The sequence below is a fragment of the Bacillus badius NBRC 15713 genome, assembly GCF_001591605.1.
GTDB lineage: Bacteria > Bacillota > Bacilli > Bacillales > Domibacillaceae > Pseudobacillus > Pseudobacillus badius.
The window spans coordinates 56,810-77,103 of sequence record NZ_BCVF01000007.1 but is presented as its reverse complement, the minus strand read 5'-3'; the positions used below and the strand labels follow the sequence as shown (position 1 = coordinate 77,103).

Sequence of the window (20,294 nt, the reverse complement as noted above, 5' to 3'; positions counted from 1 at the left end):
TCGGGTTAGGTTTGAACGAAAAGAAAGCGTGGAGAAAGGGTATTTTCTCGACGTTTCTTTTTCGTCTCCGGGAGTGAAGAGGCAAACGTCCTTGTATCAGGGGCTCAAAACCGCGAAAAAAGCACTCCCCTATTACGATGGGAGTGCTTTTTCAGTATTAATTGTCATGGTGAAGATCGTCGGTCGAGTCGCTCAAGGCAACAGCGGAATTGGCGACCTCCTGGGAAGCATGATCAATTTCATCGACGATGCGATTAAGCTGAGCCATCTCTTCTTCAATACGGTGATTTTGCTTTTTCGTATTCGTGATGAGCTCCAGTAATTCGTTAAAATCTTCATCTGTTTTTCCCATGCTTTCCATGCCTTCTATGACTAAATCATTTACTTTATCAACTGATTGGCTCATTTGGCCGATTAAGTGATTTGTTTTCATGATGTGATCGGACACATTTGCAGTAGATGTTTTTGTTTGATCGGAAAGCTTGCGGATTTCTTCCGCAACGACAGCAAAGCCTTTGCCGTACTCGCCCGCGCGCGCCGCTTCAATAGAAGCATTCAATGCCAGCAAATTCGTCTGGCCGGCAATGTTGCCAACGATAGTAATGACTTCTGTGATGCTGGATGCGATGTGGTTCAGCTCAGTGGAGAATGCTTGAATGTCCAAGACAGCCGTTCGGATGTCTTGCAGTTTTTCTCCCTGATCTTTCAGCATGGTTTGTCCGCGAACGGAGTGGCTGGCCGATTCGTCAGCGAGGGTCATTCCTTCTTTGGAAAGCTGCAAGATGGAGTCAGACTTTAAGCTGAGTTCTTTGAGCGAAGCACTTGTCTCTTCCGAAATAGCAGCAAGTTCTTGGGAAACGGAATGCACGCTCGCAATCATTGATTCTCTTTTTTGCTGAACGATCAGGCGGAGCCGTTCTTCTTCGTTTTCATAGGCTTCAAGAACGAGCTGCTGTTCTAAATTTAATAGCTTGGATACAGAGGAAATAGCTTCGATTTTCTCATCAGTTGTTCGGTCTTCTTGAGAAATCAGCCAAATCAAAGAGTTGAAAAGCTCTTGAAAGGCGGACATGTACCATTGTGTTTTCAGTCCGATGCGCACGTGTACGTTGGCAATGCGCCGCCGTTTTTCAATAAACTCTTCATTAATTTCTCCGTTGAATAACTCTTTCATATGCTGTCTTAGTGTTTTTTTTAATCGATCCACACTGCTGTGTTCACTGATAATATCCAGCAGTTCGGGCTGTTTGCCGATGGCATCATAAAATGTGTTGACGATACAATCCAGGTGCTCTTCCACGAGAGGCTGAAGCGTTTTAACGATACCTAGGTCCCGTTCAGATAAGTTGATCATATTAATTTGATTCATCATCTTGTCTCCCGGACGGATCGACAGCCGTCCGGCTGCCGGCACTGTTGAAGAAACGATTCTTTCAGCGGTTCTCCTCGGCTTTATTCTCAAAAAGTTCATACTTCCACTCCTAATAATTCCCATCCTTTAAGGCAACAGATCCTTATGGATTTGTGAAGGAATTGTTTCTTCTTTTGTTATCGGAGGTTTACAAAAATTATTAACAGAACTCAACAAAATGTTGTGTCTTTTTTGTTGCGTGTCTTTATATCGGACTGCGCGCATAAGGTATAGAAAGAAGAGAGGAGCAAAAAACATGAAAATCAGAGAATTTCTTATAAACCCTTATATTCTTGTTGTCTTCGGTGTGTGGTTTTTCACTTCTTTTCTTATTGCTTTTTATATGGATTGGGCTTTTGTTGGAGTTGCTCTGTTAGGAGCCGTCTGTTTCTTTTGGTATATCTCCGCTGTTTACCGGTTTGTTCTCTCCAAAGGCATCCTTTGGAGAGAACGCGGAGAGGATCATCTCTTTATGTCGCTTTGGTATGCATGGCCGGTTTATGTTCTTTTGTCACTCACTATCTTTTTGTTATCAGATGAATTATGGGCACTCGCTTACGCGTCAGGGGGAGCAGCGGGCATCCTCGCTGGTGAATTCCGGCACGCTGGCCTGGCAGAAAAGAAGGAAAAGGAGCCTTTTAAAGCACAGGCTCAGTGATAAGGAGACAGGAATCGTCCTATCGTTTCCGAGCTTAGCGCAGCGGCGGAGAGAGAAAAGCAGTCCTCCTTTTATAGCCTTGCGATGAAAAGCGTCCCGGCAGCAGGCACCGGGACGCAGAGGATTTAGATAGATTGCAGAAATTCAATGACTTGTTCTGGTGATTTGGCATTGGCACTATGAAGATGGGCTTGCTTTTCGCTGTTTTTAAAGATTAACAAGCTTGGAATGCCCATTACATCATACTTTTCTGCGAGTTCAGGAAATTCATCACGATCGATTTCATACCAATCATATTGGGTATATTCAGCGATAATATCATCAATGAACATATCCATGCGGCGGCAATCCGGACACCAGCCGGCCGTAAATTTCATAATTACCGGTTTTTCTTGGGAAATTAGTTGTTGAAACTGATCTTTACTTTGCACTCTTTCCATTTTTCATTCTCCTTCAGTTATCATTCTGATTTCCATTGTATGACTTGGACAGGCTGGAGACAAATAAAAGATTTCAATTTCTTTAAGCTTTTATTAAATGGGAGTGGAAAGCGGCTGCTTTTTTTATAATAAGGGAGAACTTCTACATATTGAAAGGAGCAGTGCGATGCATTTATCCTATGGAATCACAGGATTTTATAATAGCGGCGAAAATCCGCCCCCGCGAAATGACGGGAAGCTCTTTAAGAAATTGTGTTTTGAAGCTGCACGGAGCATAGAGGCGGAGCTGATAACCTTTCAGCCGCCGCGTGTCGATACGAATTTTTTTGAAGCTGTTCTTGACAATGGAACGAAACGAATCCATATTTTGATGAATGCCCACTATCCAATTATCGCTTTTGCGGCCTCGGTGTCTTTTAAGCATATTATTTTTTACGATGAACCGGCGTTAAGTGAAATCTTTAAAGGCTTTTATGTTTGTGAAGAGAAAGAATTAAATCAATTGTTACAGATAAAAAAGGCCCCCGTGGTTTCAGTTGGGCAAGAAAATGACTTAAATAGCGCGGAGATGGGACAAATTGTCCACTGGCAGCCGTGTACCATAGGAGAGCTTGTGTTCAATCATTGGGATTAGCGGCAGGAAAAGAAAAGGATGCACCATTTTTTCCAGCAGTTTTCTCACACTAGTCAATGTTAAACTGTTGTGAAATTACACTTTAACGTTATAATGTAAGATGTGTAATTTTATAAGAAAGAGGCATCCTTTCATGACTTCTCCAAATAAAAACTCCAGCCGTATCGATTACGGCTTGATATTAATATTGTTAATGATGTTTATAACAAGTTGCATTGCGATTTACAGCGCTCAGACAACAGGTCAGTATGACAGCAACTTCGTATTGAAGCAAGTTCTTTACTATATGGTCGGCATCGGGATCATTTTGGTTGTTGTCCGGTTTGACTCCGAGCAGTTAATGGGCATGGCCTGGTATTTATATGGTCTTGGCATTGTGCTGCTGATGCTGTTGATCGTATCTCCGCCAAGCATTGCTCCCCGAATTAACGGCGCAAAAAGCTGGTTTCAGCTGCCGGGATTGTCGCTGCAGCCATCGGAATTTATTAAAGTTTTTTTAATTTTGACGCTTGCCCGCGTGCTGATCGTCCATCACCAAAAAAATCCGGTGAAGACGATTCGCTCCGATATGTGGCTGCTTATTAAGCTGGGGCTTGTTACATTGTTTCCGCTCTTGCTTGTTATGCAGCAGCCTGACCTTGGAACATCACTTGTGTTTTTATCGATCCTGCTTGGCATGATCTTTGTTTCCGGTATTACATGGAAAATTCTGTTGCCGCTATTCAGCTCGGCCGCCGCGCTGACTGCTGGTATTTTCTATATGGTGCTTTGGCATCCGCTCCTGTTGGAAAAATATCTTGGCGTGAAACAGTACCAGTTCGGCCGTATTTATTCGTGGCTGGACCCCTACACGTATGAGAGTTCCACCGGGTTTCATTTAACGAGATCGTTGCTTGCGATCGGCTCGGGACAGACGATGGGAAAAGGGTTTGGCTACCGGGAAGTTTATCTTCCGGAAAGCCATACGGACTTTATATTCAGCATTATCGGTGAGGAATACGGCTTTATCGGCGCCAGCATTGTCGTCAGCCTGTTCTTTTTGTTAGTCTATCATATTACTAAACTAGCTTTGGGCACAAAGGTTCCTTACTATACGTATATGTGCGCCGGCGTTATCGCGATGATTACGTTCCATGCGTTCCAAAACATTGGCATGACGATCGGACTTCTGCCGATCACAGGTATCCCGCTGCCATTCATCAGCTATGGGGGAAGTTCACTGATGGGGAACATGTTTGCCATCAGCTTGATTTTCTCCATGACCTTCAATGAACGGCAATACATGTTTTCTTCAGATCGATAGCGATCTTCATAGAACGGAGCCCGACAAAGTTTTCTGTCGGGCTCCGTTTTTGTGTATAAGGAAGAAGAGGTTTATGCAGGTATGCCGCCGATGAGGCTGCACAATAGGAATGCTTAGGCGGAGATGATTGAATAAATGCTCCAGCCAGAATGTAATCGATAGCTGGCTGGAGCACGGATGGTGAAGGGTGTTTTTTCTGTTTTTTCTTTAGTTGCGAACGATTAATACATCGCATTTAGCCGTGCGGGTGATGCGTTCCGAAACGCTTCCGAGGAAAACCCGCTCCATGCCATGAATGCCAGTTGCCCCGCAGATGATTAAGTCAGCTTGAGCCTGATCGGCAATTTTATTTGGAATCAGTGCTTTGGGAGAACCTGTTTCCATGATAGTGTGAACGCTTGGTGCTCCGGCTGCTTCTGCTGCTTCCTTGTACTCTGCAAGCAGTTTTTCCCCTTGCTTTTCGTTGTAGTCTGGAATAGAGGCGTGGGCCAGTGCTTCCACGGAAGCAAAATAGCCGTTGTCCACGATATGTACGATATGAAGAGCTGCCTCATTGCGCTTGGCAATCTCTACTGCTTTCTCAAGTCCTCTTTTTGCTTCATCCGAACCATCTACTGCAATTAAAATATTTTTGTAGGTCATGTCCATTGTTCATCCCCCTTTTCTTTCATTGTACCTAATCCGTTAACCGGAAACATCAGGAAATTTCTAAAAGTTGTGGACACTTTGAAAACATCCACTGTGAATGATTATACAAAAAATGACAAGGTTTACGCATCGCATTCCATCGTTTAATATGAGAAGAAAATGCCAAGAAGGAGTTAGAAAAGCGATGAGAGCAACAGCTTTGTTTGTTTTAGCCGGAATAGCTGAAATTGGCGGCGGCTATTTAATATGGCAGTGGCTTCGAGAAGGCCGCCCCGGCTGGTATGGTTTGCTTGGCGGAATCGCCTTGGTATTATACGGAGTGGTTGCTACGTGGCAGCTGTTCCCAAGCTTTGGCCGGGTATATGCTGCGTATGGCGGCGTTTTTATCGTTTTGAGCTTGCTTTGGGGCTGGCTTGTTGATAAAAAGGCGCCTGATTCTTTCGATTGGGCGGGGGCCTTTATTTGTCTGCTTGGAGTAGCGGTTATTTTATGGCCTCGAAGCTAATGATGCCTTTGTCCGATTAAAGCATCTCTCCTCTGGGAAAGGTAAGGGATAAACAGAGGAAAGGAGGAGGAAAATGAGAAAAGAACCGCACAAGCAAATGACGGACAAAAGCAACGGGCTCAGTGATACGCAAGAGGTGTTATACCAGCATGAATTCAATCGCGCCGATGCGGCTGATAAAGAGAAAAGTAAAAAGAAAAAATAAGCTGAGCAAGGGCTGTTTGGAAAAACAGCCCTTGCTTTTGCTAATAGTGCTTTATTAGAAAGCTTTTTATATCAGTGTTTATCTTCTCCATGTGTGCGGGCGAAGGGAAATGCCCCATATGATAAGCGCGCCATTCCAGTAAGTCGCCGAAAATAGCGGCCGCTCCTGGGAATAAATTCTCTGCCGGAAAGAAGATATCGTCTTCTCCTGCAACGATCAAAATAGGGAAGCGAGCACCTGCCAGTTCTTTTTGGGTTGTTAATTTCGGCATATTCTGCTCAAGGGAAACGTGTGTAAAAATCAGTCCGATCATTTCTTGGTCGATTGCCTGCATGCTGCCGTTCGACAAGGAAGCGGCAAGTGTTTCGAGAGGCTGGGATGAATGGCCTGCTTTATAAAGAAACAAAGGAAGCAAGATCTCTTTTATCATTTTAACTTTTGAGCCGATGCTGACGCCGGCTGGCGATACCAGTGCTGAACAGGCAATTCTCTCAGGAAAAAAAGCAGCGAGCCGTAAAATAATTCCTCCGCCATAAGAAGGGCCAATGAAGGCTGCCCGCTCGATATCATAATAATCAAGAAGATCGCTGAGCCATAAGGCAAAGCTGTCATCTTTGGCTGAGACCCGTGTTTCATCGCTAAAGCCCGGATGGCCGATTGTATCAGGAGCATAGACTTTATACTCCTTCAGCAACGGGCTGAACCAGGACAAGGTCATCGGATTAATACAATTGCCGCCTTGAAGAATAAACAGCGGCTTTCCATCCTCTTTTCCCATTCTTAAAACATGTGTCCGGCCAAATCTTGTTGGTACGTAGTCTCTTGTTATATGTAAAGGAAAGGCCTGCAAATATTGTTCATATTGCTGCAGAATCAGCTGTTTTCCTTGATCGCTTTTGTAGATGCTCTGTTTTTTCATCTTTTTCCCCTTTTTGTCTACTGTAACAGAACTTTCCATTCAACAGTAGAGGGAAAAGTTAGTTAGTGATAATGGTGAAGCAGAAAAGCTTTCATATCTTCATTCATTTTTTCCAGATGATGAACAGCAGGGAAGTGCCCCATATTATAAGCCTTCCATTCCAGCAAATCGCCAAAAAGATGAGCAGCCCTTTGGAAGAGCTGGCCTTCCGGAAAAAATACATCCTGCATGCCGGCGATGATAAGCGTTGGAGAACGATAACGATGCAGTTCAGCTTTCGTCGTCAATTTTGGCAAATCATGTTCGAGTTTGACATGCTGAAAGATCGTAGCAATAATTTCCCGGTCAATTGTTTTCATTTTGCCGGCCGACATTGCATCAGCCACTGCATGGATTTGTTTTGTTGAATCGTTCAGCTGATATAAAGTAAAAGGAAGCAGCATTCTTTTAATCGTCCACCATTTAGAGAAGGGGCTAATGCCTGCGGGAACGACAAGAATAGAACTGCTGATTTTCTCTGGAAAAAAAGCAGCAAGCCGCAATACAATGCCACCTCCGTAAGAAACACCGGCGAAGGCACAGGAATCAATGCCGTAATGATTTAATAAATCGTTCGTCCAGAGGGCGAAGCTGCGATCCTCAGGATTGATTCTTCTTTCATCGCTAAAGCCTGGATGGCCAATGGTATCTGGCGCATAAATCTTATAATCCGCAAACAGCCCCTCAAACCAGGAAAGGGTCATTGGGTTCAAGCAATTGGCCCCGTGAAAAATGAATAAAGGCCGTCCATCCTCTTTTCCAAGCTGCAATACATGCGTCCGTCCGAACCTGGTTTGTACATACTCTCTTTTTATTTTGCCGTCGAATAACTGCAAATATTCTTCGTACTGCTGCAATACATACTGCTTAATTCGGGGATGCTCATAAATCATGCTTTTCTTCCTCCTGTTCGTCTTTCTTTTAGGATAGCCACTTTTGGCAAGTGGCATAAGTTAACGCTCATAAAGGCAAAGCATTTAGAAAAAACTAAGTGTGAAAGAAAGGTGAGACTGTTGAAAAGGATAGTTTATTTTACGATGTTATTGTTTTTTACCTTTTTTGCCGGCACCTGTACTGCAAATGCCGAGAAGGTAAGCATGGAGGATATGGAAGACGTGCTTATTGCCCAATTCCATCCACAAATATCACAATCCATAAGAAGCGTCTATCATGTCAGGCTTCCGCAGTTTGAAAATGCGCATATTGTTTCTATAGAAAAAGCGGCCCTTCCTGAGCCTTCAGAAGAAATGAAGCCTGGCATTGAATATGAAATCACACTGAAAGTAACCGTGCTAAATGTGCCGAGGAACGCTAACTCACTCCTTATTACACTTAGTAATAGCCAGTCCAGCGGGGAATTTGTTGTGAAGCAGGTGAAAAAGGGGTAAGTGTTTATAAAAGGCTGGCCGGCGTGCGTATCCGTATGGATTTCGCGCATAACGGCTGCAATTGCGTGCATAAAAGCAGACTTTGCGCGCATAACAGACAAAATCGCGTGCATAAATCTTTCCGCAAAAAAACTGCCCGGCTGTTAGCTGCCGGGCAGTTTTTTTACCAAATTTTCAGCTTTATGCGATACAGCCGCCTTCATTCACGCAGATAATTAAATATGCTGTAAGTCGTCGTTTAGTTTTTTTGCTTCATTCTTAAAATAAAGGTAGAAGCAAATCCAAATGATTGCATATAGGCCGACGAACAGGCCGGCGAATGAGAGAACGCTCTCCACACTTAGGGTAACCCAGCCAACTCCGAAGGAAAGAACGAAGTAAAGAAACGTGACAGTGACGAAATGCAGGGCTGTTTGCTGCCAGAGGTGAAGAGACTTTATTTCAAAATAGAGCGGGGTAACCGAGAAAAACCATCCGCAAAACATGTTAGCGAAGGCATTCTTAATGAATAGCTGGCCTTCAAGTGTTTCTTTATTTCCGAAATAAATGAGGCAAATGGTGATCATGACAGTAAGGAAGGCGCCGAAGAAGATGCCGGCTATACTTCTGACTGCAAAGGTTTTCATAATGATTTCCTCCTGTTAATTTTTAATGCAGCTTTGATGGAGCTGACATAATGCCGTGTGACATATTCTTTTTTTCCAGACTTGAAGTGAACACAAAGTGTGCCGTTAAATGACGCCTCGAAACGGCTGAGCTCATGCAGATTGGCAATCACCGATTTAGAGAGGCGGACAAACTGCTTGGGGGACAGCAGCTGTTCCAGTTCATACAGCTTTTCTCTTACTTTAAATTCACCATCATCTGTGACAGCGAACACTTCATCTTTACTGGCATAAAAGCAGTGAATAGCAGCCGGCTTTAGAATGTGCTGCATTTCGCCATTTTTACCGACAATAAACTCTATCTCTCTGCCCTTTAAGAAATCGAGTATATCTTTAATAGAATCATCTACCTCCTTGCACTGAATGGTTACTCTCGTTTCCTCATAATCGCTATCAATATCAAGTGATATCTTCATTGCCGTTCCCCCTTGCTGTTGTCTTTGTTAATTCCATTGTATGACAAATCCAATGGCTTGTATCTCTCATACAGACAAGACGCGTAAGAATGCTAGTAACGTACAGATTTCTTCCGATAACATGCAGAAAAAGCTGTCCGGCGTGCGTATCCGTATGGTTTGCGCGCATAACGGCTGCAATTGCGTGCATAAAAGCAGACTTTGCGCGCATAACAGACAAAATCGCGCGCATAAATCTCTCCGCAAAAAAACTGCCCGGCTGTTAGCTGCCGGGCAGTTTTTGGATGGAAGGCTCTAGTTGGATGTCGACATTGCCCTGAAGCGCGCGGCTGATCATACACGATGTTTCAGCTTTTTTGGCGAGCTTGCTTGCCAGAGACATATGCTTGTCCGTAGCGTCGGTTGTCAGTGTAATGGCGGGGCGATGGATAATGGTTTTGTATGTAATTACTCCGTTCGTTACTTCAACGATGCCTTCTGATTCCATTGTCAGACTTTCTTTCTCCAGTCCGCTGCGCTCCATCATTGCTGCTAGCGTAATAATGTAGCACGTAGCGGCAGCCCCAAGCAGCATTTCATCGGGATTTGTCCCGATACCAGGACCATCCATTTCCGGCGGAATCGATACCTCGGTTTTTAACTGGCCGGCTTCAATATAGCCTATGTCATTACGCAGTCCCGGCCAATTTGCTTTTAAATGAAAGCTGTGTACAGTCATTATCTTCTGCCTCCTTAGTAATTGATCGCTTTATGTGTAAACTTCATACAATTGTCAAAATCCGAACGTTTAAAACGAATGAAAATGGTATATATTAAGGATAGATAGTATTTTTCAGAAAATTCTATCACAGTTATTCTTTAATGAAAGGTCCAACGGCCAAATATAGATAAGGGAGTGTAAAAACTTGCGTATCAAACACAAAAAGTCTCTTGAGGAATTGATTCGAGAGAATAAAGAACAATTGCTGAAAGACAAGCAAGCGATTGAAAAAATTGAAAAACGTATTGAAGAACGTCATGAGTTGAAAAAGCTAGCTTAAATGAGCTAGCTTTTTTCTTTTGTCCGTTTTTTCCAAAGGATCAGCGGATTTTCCTGATCTTGATCTAAAGGCATATGAATCATAGAAAGGGTTCGCTCTTCTTTTGATTTTTTCAAGTCTTTATAAATTAGTCCGGATGTTGCCAGGCCAGCATCAGCGGCTTCTTCAACAGGCACGCAATAAAAAGCGTCTGTAATTCCGGCAAAGTACATGGCAGCGAAGCACATTGGGCAAGGCTCTCCGCTCGCATACATGGTATAGCCGGCTAAATTGTTCGTTGCCAATTTTTCCTGTGCCCTCCGAATGGCGAGCATTTCCGCATGCGCGCTTATGTCATGCTTTTTATGAAGCTCATTGACTCCTTCAGAGATGATCCGGCTATCTTTTACAAGCACTGCTCCGAACGGCTGCCCGCCATTTTTGACATTCTCCGCCGCCAGTTCCACAGCCCGTTTCATAAATGAATCCATTTTGATGCACTCCTTTCCAATGTTTATGCCGTTATTATAAGTCATTTGCCCGGCATTTGGCTGCTATCTAGTCCGCAAATAAGAATTTTCACTGAATACTAGGCTTGTACGAGAAATATACTTGATTATGAAGTGAGCTTTCACTTAGAAAGGCGGGTGTTTATTTTGCAAATCCATGTTGTCCGGCGAGGGCAAAGCTTATACAGTATAGCGGCTATTTATGGAACTTCCGTGCAATCGATTGCACAGGCGAATGAATTGCCTGATCCTTCGCGGCTGGTCGTAGGTCAGGCATTAGTCATTCCCATTACGGGAAGCTATCATTGGGTGCAACGGGGACAATCCCTTTCCTCTATTGCAAGGATATATGGCCTGTCCGTCAATGAACTTGCCCGCATTAATAATCTTCCTGCTTCGTCTTCTCTCCGAATCGGCCAGCGCCTGTATATTCCTCCGCGGCCAAAGCCGACCATTGATGCGCTGCTCTACGTGGAGCCGCAGGCAACAGTCAGTCAGGCAATGATTAATGAGGTGCGTAACCGTGTCGGCTCTTTAACGTATCTTGCTATGTTCAGCTACCAGATGAACCGTGACGGCTCTTTGATTGCACCGTCGATTGATGGCATCCCGGCGATCGCCAGTGCGGCTGGAACCGTTAATGCCATGGTTGTCAGCAACCTTGAAGAATATCGTTTCAGCCCTGATTTGGCTCATGCCATTTTTACAAATGATGCGGCCCAGAACCAGTTGTTCGGAAACATTATCCAAGTCGCCAATGACGTGGGCTACGGAGATATTCATTTTGACTTTGAGCTGCTGCTGCCTGAAGACCGGGAGTTATACAATACATTTTTGCGGAGAGCCAGGGACCGGTTTCATGCAGCTGGTTTGATGCTGTCCAACGCCATTGCTCCTAAAGCGAGCGATGTGACGACAGGCATTTACGGCGCGCACGATTATGCTGCAATCGGCAGCATTGTTGATCTTACTGCGCTGATGACTTATGAATGGGGGTACACATATAGCGAGCCGCAAGCAGTCAGCCCGATCGGACCGGTCCGCAATGTAGTGCGCTACGCGGTAAGTGTAATTCCGCGCGATAAAATTTTGCTTGGCCAAAATTTATACGGCTATGATTGGACCGCGCCTTACCCGCCGGCAGGAGGTCCTCCGGCAAGAGCGGTCAGCCCGCAACAGGCGATTGCCATCGCTTTAAGGGAAAATGCGGAAATTCAATATGATAATGAGGCACAGGCTCCATTCTTCCGCTATATTGATGCTGCCGGCCTGCAGCATGAAGTATGGTTTGAGGATGCCCGCAGCATTCAGGCGAAGTTCGATTTAATTAAGCAATTTGGACTGAGGGGAATTATGTATTGGAAGCTCGGCCTTGCCTTTCCGCAAAATTGGCTGCTGCTTCAGGATAACTTTACCATCCGCAAGCGGTCATAAGGAGAAGCAGGACTTACTGAGGGAGGATCGCTATGCTTAATGAACAAATTCAAAAGCTGCTCAACAACTTAATTCAAGTCGAGCATGTTTCCACTACCTTATATTTAGCTATGTCTGCTTACATGGCCAGCCGCAATTATACGGGGATGGCCAGGTGGCTGAGACTGCAGGCTGAAGAGGAAAGGACGCATATGCTGAAGTTAATCGATTATGTAACCGACCGCGGCGGACAAGTGGAAATTCAAGCGCTTCCGGCTCAGCCGGCTGCATTCGGCACGCCGCTGGAGACGTTTCAAAAGGTGCTGGAGCATGAACGTTTTGTCACAAATTCTTATCGTCAGGCTTATAACTACGCAGCTCAGCATGATCAGCAAACAGCCGTCCTTTTCCAAGAGTTTTTAAGAGAGCAGGTAGATGAGGAAGCGCAAGCACAAACGATTGTCGACCGGTTAAAGCTTGCGCAAAACAATCCAGCCGCTTTATTGATCTTAGACCAGGAGCTGGGAAGAAGAACGGCTGCGGCTCCTGGTCCTGCAGCAGGAGGATAAATACTGGACCTTCTTTGCGGCGTGTTTCGGAAAGAGAAAGAGGATGACCTCAGGTCATCCTCTTTGTTTTGATTAAAAGGAAGCAGCCGCCGTTGCCGCTTGTTTCATTCCTTCTTCAATTATTTCTTCTGCTCTGTCAGGGAATTGGTTGTGACCTTCAACAACCACCGTTGTCATATCTGTGATTCCCCAGAAGCTAAGCATGTTTCTTACATAATTCAAAGACATTTCTGTTGCCTTGGCCGGCCCTTCAGAATAAATGCCGCCGCGTGCTTGCAGAAGTGCCACTTTTTTATCAGTAAGCAAGCCGACAGGACCCTCTGGCGTGTATTTAAATGTTTTGCCAGCCTGTGACAAATAATCTAAATACGTGTGCAGAGCTGCCGGAACCGTGAAGTTCCAGAGCGGGAAGGCGATCATTACTTTATCTGCCTCAAGAAATTGGTTTAAATATTTATTCACTGTCGCTGTGGCTGCTTGTTCCTCTGCTGTCAGCTCTAAGCCGCGCGCAGTTTTGAACATGCCGTTAATCATCTCCGTGCCGTAATAAGGCAGCTCTTCTTGAAATAAATCAAGCTCGGTTATTTCATCATGAGGATGTGTTTCCTTGTAGCTGTCTACAAAAGCATGATACAGCTTTACGCTGACCGACTGATCAATCGGGCGCGGATTTGCTTTAATAAATAAAACCTTTGACATACAAAACCCTCCATCTAAACCATTCGTTATATCGATAAGATAAATAAAAAGTAAGCTTATTGACTTTATTAGTTTAAAACGATAAAAAAGCCGCTGTCAAACAATTGGATTTATCAGATTTTAATCTTAGAAGCTTCTTTATGAACAAGGAGCTCGAAAAAAAGGCTGTATCACGACAGCCTTTTTATTCGGGTCCCGGCACGCTTAAGGCAAAGAATAAACCTCGCTATGCGGCGCTTCTTCCAGCTTGGATTTAATAAGCTTGCCCTCGTGAACAAGTCTTTGCAATTCTTCCTCGACATCTTTCGGTCTTACACCTAGAATGTCAGCAACCTTTACTGTGGAGATAGACATATATTTTGGCTTCTTGGAGGAAGATAGGATCATTCCCTTTATTCTCTCAAATAGCAGCTCTTTTTCCATGATGTATGTCCTCCTTATTCCTTGGCTTCTGAAAAAGGTTCCTATGTAAAAAGATAACCTGTGTTCTTTTGTTATATACCAAAGAAATCACCCTTGATTTATTCATGAAGTTTCGATTGCAGGAGATGCTATACCAAAAAAGCAAAAGAAAGGAGGAGGGAGGTGGCTTATCACAATCCTCAGCATATTGCGCGTCTGGCAATAGAAGCTGGAACAAAAAAAGTACACTTGCCGTTTCTAAGTGTCCTGTTGTTAGGGTTTTTAGGCGGGGCATTTATCTCCATTGGTTATCTCGCAGATATACGGGTGATTGCCAGTCTTCCTCATGAGTGGGGCTCTTTCTCGGCTTTTTTAGGCGCTGCGGTGTTTCCGGTGGGGCTTATGCTGATTATCGTTGCCGGAGGAGAGCTGTTAACAGGCAACATGATGGCTGTTTCGATGGCTTGTCTTGCCAAGCGTATCACGGCAGCACAGCTGATAAAGAATTGGTTCTGGATTACAATAAGCAATTTCATAGGGGCCCTCTTCGTTGCTTATTTTTTCGGCCATATAGCTGAATTGACGGCATCTGGGCCATATTTAGAAAAAACCGTCTCCACAGCGGCAGCGAAATTAGAATCTGAGCCGCTGGCGGTTTTATTTTCGGCGATCGGCTGCAACTGGCTCGTCGGGCTGGCTGTTTGGATGGCATATGGAGCGGACGACATCGGCGGAAAGATATTAGCGATCTGGTTTCCTATCATGGCATTTGTCGCCATTGGTTTTCAGCACGTGGTCGCCAATATGTTTATTATACCGGCAGCTATCTTTGAAGGGCACTTTAATTGGATGGACTATTTTCGCAATTTTATTCTTGTATTTATTGGGAATGCTATAGGAGGAACTTTATTTGTTTCCGTGTTTTATTGGACAGCTTATCGGCAGGAGCTTGTGCCAGACAGCAGTTTTGAAAGCAAGGAGGAATAAAAATGTCAGGATCTTCATTCTCCATTCGCATCAATGATAAGGAGTTTACAGCTACACCTGGGCAAACAATCTTACAAGCCGCTCAGTCAGGAAACTATTTCATCCCTAGTATTTGCTACCATCCGAACCTGGGAACCATTCAAACGTGTGATACGTGCTTTGTGCAGGTAGGGGGAGAGATGGTGCGGGCCTGTTCTGTAAAAGCGGAACCAGGCATGCAGGTGGATACCCTGTCAAAGCCAGTGCGGGAAGCTCAATATGAAGCGATGTCGCGCATACTGAAAAACCATGAACTCTATTGTACGGTTTGTGATAATAATAACGGGAATTGCACAGTTCACAATACGGCCGAGTATTTAGAGATTGAACATCAAAAGTATGAATTTGAAGCGAAGCCTTATCCCCCGGATCATTCGCATCCTTTTTACCGATACGAGCCTGACCAGTGTATTTTGTGCGGAAGGTGTGTCGAGGCTTGCCAGGACTTGCAGGTCAACGAAACGCTCACTATCGATTGGAGCCGGAACGCTCCCAGGGTGATTTGGGATAATGATGTTCCGATTGATGAATCCTCGTGTGTATCATGCGGGCATTGTGTAACTGTTTGTCCATGCAATGCATTAATGGAAAAATCCATGCTCGGCGAAGCTGGGTATTTGACGGCGATTCCCCCGAAAATCCTGGAGCCGATGATCGACTTAACTAAAGAAGTAGAGCCCGGCTATAAAGAGATCTTTGCGATATCCGAGGTAGAGGCGGCCATGAGGAAATCACGCATTAAGCGGACGAAAACGGTTTGTACATATTGCGGGGTCGGCTGCAGCTTTGAAATGTGGACAAAGGACCGGCAGATTTTAAAAATTGAACCTTCCGCTGAGGCGCCTGTCAACGGTATCTCAACTTGTGTAAAAGGAAAATGGGGATGGGATTTTGTCAACAGCGAGGAGCGATTGACAAAGCCTTTAATCCGGCGGGAGGATGAATTTGTCGAAGCGACATGGGAGGAAGCGCTTGACTTGATCGCCAGCCAATTGACCGCCATTAAGGAGCAGCATGGGGCTGATTCCATTGGCTATATCGCTTCCTCCAAATGTACAAACGAAGAAAACTTTTTATTTCAAAAACTGGCGCGCGCCGTTATGGGCACCAACAATGTGGATAACTGTTCACGATATTGCCAGTCTCCGGCTACTGCGGGACTGATGAGAACAGTGGGCATCGGCGGAGATTCCGGAACGATACAAGACATTGAGCAATCAGAATTGATCATTGTAATCGGAGCGAATGCGGCAGAGTCGCATCCGGTATTGGCCACGAGAGTGAAAAGGGCTCACAAATTAAATGGGCAAAAGCTGATTGTGGCGGATTTAAGGGAAAACGAACTGGCGCAAAGGGCAAATCTGTTTTTCCGTCCGAAGCCAAGCACCGATCTTATTTGGATCTCTGCCGTCACAAAATATATATTGGACCAAGGCTGGGAAGATCAAGAGTTTCTAAACAATCGGGTGAACGGCTTGGACGAGTATATTCTATCGTTGGAGAAATTCACGCTGGAGTATGCCGAGGAGGCGACCGGTCTTGCGAAAGAACAGCTGATTCAGGTAGCTGCCATGATTCATGAAGCAAAATCAGTGTGCGCTCTTTGGGCAATGGGCATTACACAGCATATGGGAGCAACCGATGCCAGTACAGCGATTGCCAATTTGCTGTTGATTACTGGCAACTTCGGCCGCCCTGGTACAGGAGCTTATCCGCTCAGGGGGCATAATAATGTGCAGGGAGCCTGTGATTTCGGAACAATGCCGGCTTGGTTTCCTGGATATGAGCCTGTTCAAGACGCCGGCGTAAGAAAACGTTATGAAAAAGCATGGGGCGTTGATTTGCCGGCAGAGCCAGGCTTTAACAACCACCAAATGGTGGAAGGAATTCAAACAGGCCAAATCAAGGCGATGTATTTGTTTGGTGAAGAAATGGCCCTTGTGGATTCTAATTCCAACCATGTAGAAGCGCACTTTGAGCAGCTGGACTTTTTTGTTGTTCAAGATGTTTTCTTCAGCCGCACCGCTCAATATGCCGATGTTATTCTCCCGGCTGCACCAAGCCCTGAGAAGGAAGGAACCTTTACGAATACAGAGCGGAGAATTCAAAGGTTTCATAAGGTAATGGAACCGCTGGGCGACTCTAAACCGGACTGGATGATTTTTCAGGAGTTGGCTAGAAGGATGGGAGCTGACTGGAATTATCAGCATCCAAGCGAAATTATGGACGAAGCGGCCCGGCTTGCTCCGATTTTTGCCGGGGTAAGCTATGAGAGGCTGGAAGGCTGGAATAGCCTTGTATGGCCGGTGGCTGCTGATGGAACGGATACACCTCTTCTTTATCGGGAGCGTTTCGCCTTCCCTGATGGCAAGGCAAGATTGTATCCGGTGGACTTTACACCTCCGTATGAAGCAGGAGAGGAATATGATTTGCATTTGAACAACGGCCGCTTGCTGGAGCACTTCCATGAAGGAAATATGACCTATAAATCAGAAGGGCTGACGCATAAAGTTCCGCATCCGTGGCTGGAAATATCGCCTGAACTTGCTGAACAGAGAGGTGTTTCAGATGGAGCGCTAGTGCGGTTAACTTCTCCTTACGGGCATGTGAAAGTCAGGGCGATCGTCACAGACCGTGTAAGGGGCAACGAGCTGTATTTAACGATGAATTCCATGGAGGAACAAGAAGCGGTTAATCGTTTAACGAGCAGCTATCACGATAAGATTACCCACACGCCGAATTATAAAGAGATGAGTGTCAAGATGGAGGTTATCGAAGAAAGCGGAGAGTCTCCGCTGCCCCGTGTGAATCACCGGTTTGGAAACCGCGTTCCCCAGATCAGCGTAAGAGTGGAGGAAAAGTGGAAACGGCCGGATTTCACGCCGATTAATGAGATGATCCAAATAAAGGGGGATGAGTATGGCGAAGGCAGTCAGGCAAATTAGCAGAAGCCTCCCGAATGAGCAGGAGGAACAGTCCCAGGCAGCAGCGGCGATCATGAAAGAATTAGCGGACAACCAAGAGGCGATTATCAGTATGATCGCCATCGTAAAGAACCTCCACGAGATGGGCGTTCTCAATATGATAAAAGGCTTGCTGGAGCAGCGTACAGACGTAGGAGCTATTGCTATCCAGCAGATGAACCAGCCGGGGATGCACAACGTGATTAAAAATGGAATGAATGCGGTGAAGTTTTTAGGAGCGATTAACCCGGAGCAATTGGCGAATACTCTAGATGGCGTAAATTATGGGCTTCAAAGAGCTTCAAAAAGTCTGGAAAACAATGAGGAGCCCAGCATGTGGCAGCTTGGAAAAAGCATGCGCACTCCCGAAGCCCGCGCTTCCCTGGCAGTGATGACGGAGTTTTTGCAAGGAATGGGACAGTCTTTCCATCAGGACAAGAAGGAATCCCAGTAATTGAAGGAGGTGCCTGTCATGCAAAGAGGAGTGATTAAAATAAAAAGTCAGCTGACCGAGCAAGAGGCAGAAAAAGTCTCTAAAGCTTTGGAATCAGTATGGGGAGTCAGAAGAGCGGAAGTCAATGCAGCCAGCAGTGAAGCCTCCTTCAGCTACAATGAAGAGGCGGCTTCCTACATGGACTTCCAGCAAGCTATCACCGACTTGGGCTTTGAGGTAGAACCCAATACGGGATTTTTTTAGAAGGGGTGATGGACAATGAAGGTCTGTGAAGTTTGCGGACAGGAGGAGACGCTGGAAAGCAGTGAAGATCAATGGCAGGCCAGCAGGCTGCATATTTGTGAGAGCTGCCGGACGGATCGCCAATCGCCGTCAATTGGCGACGAATAATGCCAAAATAGACTGCCCCCTGTAAAGTGGCTCTTTGCAGGGGGTTTTGATGTGCGGATGAAAAGTGATCAATTGCCTGTCTTTAAATCAGCTTTCGCCCCATCGTTTGAGCCAAATCAGCGGGATAATTACGGCAAAAGGCAAGCCAATCACCAGTAAAGCCACAGGAATAACCAATAAATATTTGGCAAAATAAATATCTTCCTCTTTCAACCCCATGGTAAAGCGAACAATTTCTGTGCTTAATAAATGAATAACGTAAAGGTGCCAGTCAGACTCGTTAAAAGCCCGAAGTGGAATGCCTTGTCCATCAGCTGTCTCCTCTTTCTGTAATTAAATGTTTTGTAAATTCCACCATTTATGTAGAGTGATTTCTATATTAGGATATTTATAAAGGGGATGATCTAATGCCAAATCCTATCAAAGGAAAGAGCATTCAAGAAATAGCAGCGGACAGGAGAGTCACACAATTACTAAGACAGCAAATAAAAGCTGAGGACATCTGGGAAAGAGCATGGAAATATTGCTTGAAGCTGGGCCGCTTGACGCATGCGCCGGTCACCGCGAAGGAATATTTGCGCATGAAAGAATTCGCCGCGGACGAAGCGCTAGTTGAGGAGGTTTTTCACGCATTGAAAAGATATGAGGTGCCAAACGGAAATCCGGTTTTGACAGGGTTTGATGTCATCGGCTATTTTTACTCCATTGCCTTAATCTCGCAGGCAAAGCAGAATCGGGACAAGCACCTCCTATTTTTGCATCAATTAACTGACCAGTGGATCAAAGAAGAGAATTCCTATGGCCGCTTGCTGCATCGGAATATGAAAAGGCTGAGCAAACAATACCCTGATTTAAAGGCGCTCGAAAGCAAATGGGCGCTGTTTGTGGATAAATCAGGATAAAGGACGAGCAATTTTTTCAATCTCCTTCTGTAATGGAAGAAGGAAGTTTACTTTAAGCGTATGGTGTTTTGCTTGGCAGTGACTGTTGTTGGCTTGCTGCTTATTTATGAGCCCTTCCAGCTTCACAAGCCAGGTGCCTAGAGGCCATCTATTTAAGCTGCTAGGCTATTTTTCTGATAAAATGATAGTACTTACAGCAAAAGGAGAGAGAGAGATGCCGATCTATAACAAACTCGTCCGTGACCGGATTCCAGAAATCATTGCTCAAAGCGGAAAAACGTCCAGTACTCGCATTCTGGATGAAGCTGAATATATACAGGAAATACGTCAAAAAATGAATGAGGAGCTTGCTGAGTATAAAGCAGCTGCAAACGATGAAGAAGCTATGGAGGAACTGGCGGATATGCTTGAGCTCCTTCACGCTGCTGCAGTCATCCACGGAGCGGACTTTAACCGCTTGGAAGCCATTCGAGAGCAAAAAGCCGAAAAGCGGGGCGGGTTTCGCGAACGTATTTTTTTAATTGAGGTAGAAGATGACTAAGCTGCAGCTAGTGACGGAGAACCTTTTGGAAACTATCACCAAGCTGGCAGAAAAAGCAGAAGAAATTTATATTTTAACCTCCTTCGTCATGCAGTCGGGGGTAAAGAGGATTCTTCCCGCTTTACAGCTGGCTGCTTTGCGCGGGGCAGAAATTAAAATTTGTACGGGCGATTAAG

The 20,294-nt window shown here is 45.2% G+C and carries 30 protein-coding genes; 17 read left to right on the top strand and 13 right to left on the bottom strand.

Annotation, left to right across the window (positions count from 1 at the left end; all coding sequences use genetic code 11):
- Positions 1 to 157: 157 nt before the first annotated feature.
- Entirely contained in the window at positions 158 to 1,471 is a 1,314-nt protein-coding gene (locus BBA02S_RS21725) for a globin-coupled sensor protein (RefSeq protein WP_052474958.1), read from the bottom strand.
- Between the two features lie 196 nt (positions 1,472 to 1,667).
- Between BBA02S_RS21725 and BBA02S_RS05650 the strand changes: the two genes are divergently transcribed.
- Positions 1,668 to 2,069 (top strand): hypothetical protein, encoded by a 402-nt coding sequence (locus BBA02S_RS05650; RefSeq protein ID WP_041113475.1) that lies wholly within the window; start codon positions 1,668 to 1,670, stop codon positions 2,067 to 2,069.
- Positions 2,070 to 2,194: 125 nt separating this feature from the next.
- Here BBA02S_RS05650 and BBA02S_RS05645 read toward each other — a convergent pair whose 3' ends face one another.
- Positions 2,195 to 2,509 (bottom strand): thioredoxin family protein, encoded by a 315-nt coding sequence (locus tag BBA02S_RS05645; protein WP_041094679.1) that lies wholly within the window; start codon positions 2,507 to 2,509, stop codon positions 2,195 to 2,197.
- A 166-nt stretch (positions 2,510 to 2,675) separates the two neighbouring features.
- On the opposite strand from BBA02S_RS05645, the gene BBA02S_RS05640 reads away from it, so the two are divergent.
- Both BBA02S_RS05640 and BBA02S_RS05635 read left to right on the top strand, forming a co-directional pair.
- Positions 2,676 to 3,143 carry a hypothetical protein gene (locus BBA02S_RS05640; RefSeq protein ID WP_041094677.1) on the top strand — a complete coding sequence of 156 codons (468 nt, stop codon included), beginning with the start codon at positions 2,676 to 2,678 and terminating at the stop codon, positions 3,141 to 3,143.
- A gap of 133 nt (positions 3,144 to 3,276) precedes the next feature.
- The gene (locus BBA02S_RS05635; RefSeq protein WP_041094675.1) at positions 3,277 to 4,446 is read left to right on the top strand and encodes an FtsW/RodA/SpoVE family cell cycle protein; all 1,170 of its coding nucleotides are present in this window, start codon (positions 3,277 to 3,279) and stop codon (positions 4,444 to 4,446) included.
- A gap of 207 nt (positions 4,447 to 4,653) precedes the next feature.
- Here BBA02S_RS05635 and BBA02S_RS05630 read toward each other — a convergent pair whose 3' ends face one another.
- Entirely contained in the window at positions 4,654 to 5,094 is a 441-nt protein-coding gene (locus BBA02S_RS05630; protein ID WP_041094673.1) for a universal stress protein, read from the bottom strand.
- Positions 5,095 to 5,278: 184 nt separating this feature from the next.
- Between BBA02S_RS05630 and BBA02S_RS05625 the strand changes: the two genes are divergently transcribed.
- Both BBA02S_RS05625 and BBA02S_RS20555 read left to right on the top strand, forming a co-directional pair.
- Positions 5,279 to 5,599: a YnfA family protein gene (locus BBA02S_RS05625; protein WP_041094671.1), complete on the top strand. Its 321-nt coding sequence runs from the start codon at positions 5,279 to 5,281 to the stop codon at positions 5,597 to 5,599.
- A gap of 73 nt (positions 5,600 to 5,672) precedes the next feature.
- The gene (locus BBA02S_RS20555) at positions 5,673 to 5,804 is read left to right on the top strand and encodes a YfhE family protein (RefSeq protein WP_156136526.1); all 132 of its coding nucleotides are present in this window, start codon (positions 5,673 to 5,675) and stop codon (positions 5,802 to 5,804) included.
- A gap of 40 nt (positions 5,805 to 5,844) precedes the next feature.
- On the opposite strand, the gene BBA02S_RS05620 is transcribed toward BBA02S_RS20555, so the two are convergent.
- On the bottom strand, positions 5,845 to 6,723 hold the full coding sequence (locus BBA02S_RS05620; RefSeq protein ID WP_041094669.1) for an alpha/beta fold hydrolase: 879 nt from the start codon (positions 6,721 to 6,723) through the stop codon (positions 5,845 to 5,847).
- A gap of 62 nt (positions 6,724 to 6,785) precedes the next feature.
- Positions 6,786 to 7,655, bottom strand: coding sequence for an alpha/beta fold hydrolase (locus BBA02S_RS05615; RefSeq protein ID WP_041113476.1), 870 nt, complete (start codon positions 7,653 to 7,655; stop codon positions 6,786 to 6,788).
- Between the two features lie 120 nt (positions 7,656 to 7,775).
- Here BBA02S_RS05615 and BBA02S_RS05610 point away from each other — a divergent pair, with 120 nt between their 5' ends.
- Complete coding sequence (locus tag BBA02S_RS05610; RefSeq protein ID WP_061786748.1) at positions 7,776 to 8,150, top strand: DUF3888 domain-containing protein; 375 nt, start codon at positions 7,776 to 7,778, stop codon at positions 8,148 to 8,150.
- Between the two features lie 215 nt (positions 8,151 to 8,365).
- On the opposite strand, the gene BBA02S_RS05605 is transcribed toward BBA02S_RS05610, so the two are convergent.
- Genes BBA02S_RS05605 through BBA02S_RS05590 form a run of 4 tightly spaced genes read right to left on the bottom strand, consistent with a single transcriptional unit; the run spans position 8,366 to position 9,949 of the window.
- Positions 8,366 to 8,776, bottom strand: a complete 411-nt coding sequence (locus BBA02S_RS05605) for a DUF3021 domain-containing protein (protein WP_041094663.1) — start codon at positions 8,774 to 8,776, stop codon at positions 8,366 to 8,368.
- Positions 8,773 to 9,231, bottom strand: coding sequence for a LytTR family DNA-binding domain-containing protein (locus tag BBA02S_RS05600; protein WP_041094661.1), 459 nt, complete (start codon positions 9,229 to 9,231; stop codon positions 8,773 to 8,775). Before BBA02S_RS05600 ends, BBA02S_RS05605 begins: the two co-directional genes overlap by 4 nt.
- The gene (locus BBA02S_RS05595) at positions 9,215 to 9,463 is read right to left on the bottom strand and encodes a hypothetical protein (protein WP_041113477.1); all 249 of its coding nucleotides are present in this window, start codon (positions 9,461 to 9,463) and stop codon (positions 9,215 to 9,217) included. Before BBA02S_RS05595 ends, BBA02S_RS05600 begins: the two co-directional genes overlap by 17 nt.
- Before the next feature lie 30 nt (positions 9,464 to 9,493).
- Positions 9,494 to 9,949: an OsmC family protein gene (locus tag BBA02S_RS05590; RefSeq protein WP_041094657.1), complete on the bottom strand. Its 456-nt coding sequence runs from the start codon at positions 9,947 to 9,949 to the stop codon at positions 9,494 to 9,496.
- Between the two features lie 187 nt (positions 9,950 to 10,136).
- Between BBA02S_RS05590 and BBA02S_RS20190 the strand changes: the two genes are divergently transcribed.
- Complete coding sequence (locus tag BBA02S_RS20190) at positions 10,137 to 10,271, top strand: FbpB family small basic protein (protein ID WP_082027987.1); 135 nt, start codon at positions 10,137 to 10,139, stop codon at positions 10,269 to 10,271.
- Between the two features lie 5 nt (positions 10,272 to 10,276).
- Here BBA02S_RS20190 and BBA02S_RS05585 read toward each other — a convergent pair whose 3' ends face one another.
- Positions 10,277 to 10,741, bottom strand: coding sequence for a nucleoside deaminase (locus tag BBA02S_RS05585; RefSeq protein WP_041113478.1), 465 nt, complete (start codon positions 10,739 to 10,741; stop codon positions 10,277 to 10,279).
- 165 nt (positions 10,742 to 10,906) lie between these two features.
- Here BBA02S_RS05585 and BBA02S_RS05580 point away from each other — a divergent pair, with 165 nt between their 5' ends.
- Both BBA02S_RS05580 and BBA02S_RS05575 read left to right on the top strand, forming a co-directional pair.
- The gene (locus BBA02S_RS05580; protein ID WP_041094653.1) at positions 10,907 to 12,193 is read left to right on the top strand and encodes a glycoside hydrolase family 18 protein; all 1,287 of its coding nucleotides are present in this window, start codon (positions 10,907 to 10,909) and stop codon (positions 12,191 to 12,193) included.
- 32 nt (positions 12,194 to 12,225) lie between these two features.
- Positions 12,226 to 12,741 (top strand): ferritin, encoded by a 516-nt coding sequence (locus tag BBA02S_RS05575; protein ID WP_041094651.1) that lies wholly within the window; start codon positions 12,226 to 12,228, stop codon positions 12,739 to 12,741.
- A gap of 72 nt (positions 12,742 to 12,813) precedes the next feature.
- On the opposite strand, the gene BBA02S_RS05570 is transcribed toward BBA02S_RS05575, so the two are convergent.
- Together BBA02S_RS05570 and BBA02S_RS05565 are read right to left on the bottom strand one after the other, a co-directional pair.
- Positions 12,814 to 13,440 carry an FMN-dependent NADH-azoreductase gene (locus BBA02S_RS05570; RefSeq protein ID WP_041094649.1) on the bottom strand — a complete coding sequence of 209 codons (627 nt, stop codon included), beginning with the start codon at positions 13,438 to 13,440 and terminating at the stop codon, positions 12,814 to 12,816.
- A 204-nt stretch (positions 13,441 to 13,644) separates the two neighbouring features.
- A complete protein-coding gene (locus tag BBA02S_RS05565; RefSeq protein WP_041094647.1) occupies positions 13,645 to 13,863 on the bottom strand; it encodes a hypothetical protein in 219 nt (72 codons plus the stop codon).
- Positions 13,864 to 14,025: 162 nt separating this feature from the next.
- Here BBA02S_RS05565 and BBA02S_RS05560 point away from each other — a divergent pair, with 162 nt between their 5' ends.
- Genes BBA02S_RS05560 through BBA02S_RS21250 form a run of 5 tightly spaced genes read left to right on the top strand, consistent with a single transcriptional unit; the run spans position 14,026 to position 18,675 of the window.
- Positions 14,026 to 14,829: a formate/nitrite transporter family protein gene (locus BBA02S_RS05560; protein ID WP_041113479.1), complete on the top strand. Its 804-nt coding sequence runs from the start codon at positions 14,026 to 14,028 to the stop codon at positions 14,827 to 14,829.
- Between the two features lie 2 nt (positions 14,830 to 14,831).
- Complete coding sequence (fdhF, locus tag BBA02S_RS05555) at positions 14,832 to 17,813, top strand: formate dehydrogenase subunit alpha (RefSeq protein WP_041094642.1); 2,982 nt, start codon at positions 14,832 to 14,834, stop codon at positions 17,811 to 17,813.
- Positions 17,788 to 18,285 (top strand): helical membrane plugin domain-containing protein, encoded by a 498-nt coding sequence (locus BBA02S_RS05550; RefSeq protein WP_041113480.1) that lies wholly within the window; start codon positions 17,788 to 17,790, stop codon positions 18,283 to 18,285. Before fdhF ends, BBA02S_RS05550 begins: the two co-directional genes overlap by 26 nt.
- Positions 18,286 to 18,303: 18 nt before the next feature.
- Positions 18,304 to 18,528, top strand: a complete 225-nt coding sequence (locus BBA02S_RS05545) for a heavy-metal-associated domain-containing protein (protein ID WP_041113481.1) — start codon at positions 18,304 to 18,306, stop codon at positions 18,526 to 18,528.
- 15 nt (positions 18,529 to 18,543) lie between these two features.
- Entirely contained in the window at positions 18,544 to 18,675 is a 132-nt protein-coding gene (locus BBA02S_RS21250; protein WP_255211744.1) for a hypothetical protein, read from the top strand.
- 87 nt (positions 18,676 to 18,762) lie between these two features.
- Here the strand turns inward: BBA02S_RS21250 and BBA02S_RS21245 are convergent, their stop codons facing one another.
- Positions 18,763 to 18,888, bottom strand: a complete 126-nt coding sequence (locus BBA02S_RS21245; RefSeq protein ID WP_255211743.1) for a hypothetical protein — start codon at positions 18,886 to 18,888, stop codon at positions 18,763 to 18,765.
- A 194-nt stretch (positions 18,889 to 19,082) separates the two neighbouring features.
- Here BBA02S_RS21245 and BBA02S_RS05540 point away from each other — a divergent pair, with 194 nt between their 5' ends.
- The 3 genes from BBA02S_RS05540 (at position 19,083) to BBA02S_RS05530 (ending at position 20,293) form a co-directional block, all read left to right on the top strand.
- Positions 19,083 to 19,577 (top strand): hypothetical protein, encoded by a 495-nt coding sequence (locus BBA02S_RS05540; RefSeq protein ID WP_041113482.1) that lies wholly within the window; start codon positions 19,083 to 19,085, stop codon positions 19,575 to 19,577.
- A 214-nt stretch (positions 19,578 to 19,791) separates the two neighbouring features.
- Positions 19,792 to 20,118 carry a nucleoside triphosphate pyrophosphohydrolase gene (locus BBA02S_RS05535; protein ID WP_041094634.1) on the top strand — a complete coding sequence of 109 codons (327 nt, stop codon included), beginning with the start codon at positions 19,792 to 19,794 and terminating at the stop codon, positions 20,116 to 20,118.
- Positions 20,111 to 20,293, top strand: coding sequence for a phospholipase D-like domain-containing protein (locus tag BBA02S_RS05530; protein WP_041094632.1), 183 nt, complete (start codon positions 20,111 to 20,113; stop codon positions 20,291 to 20,293). The genes BBA02S_RS05535 and BBA02S_RS05530 overlap by 8 nt, the downstream gene beginning before the upstream one ends.
- Position 20,294 lies beyond the last annotated feature (1 nt).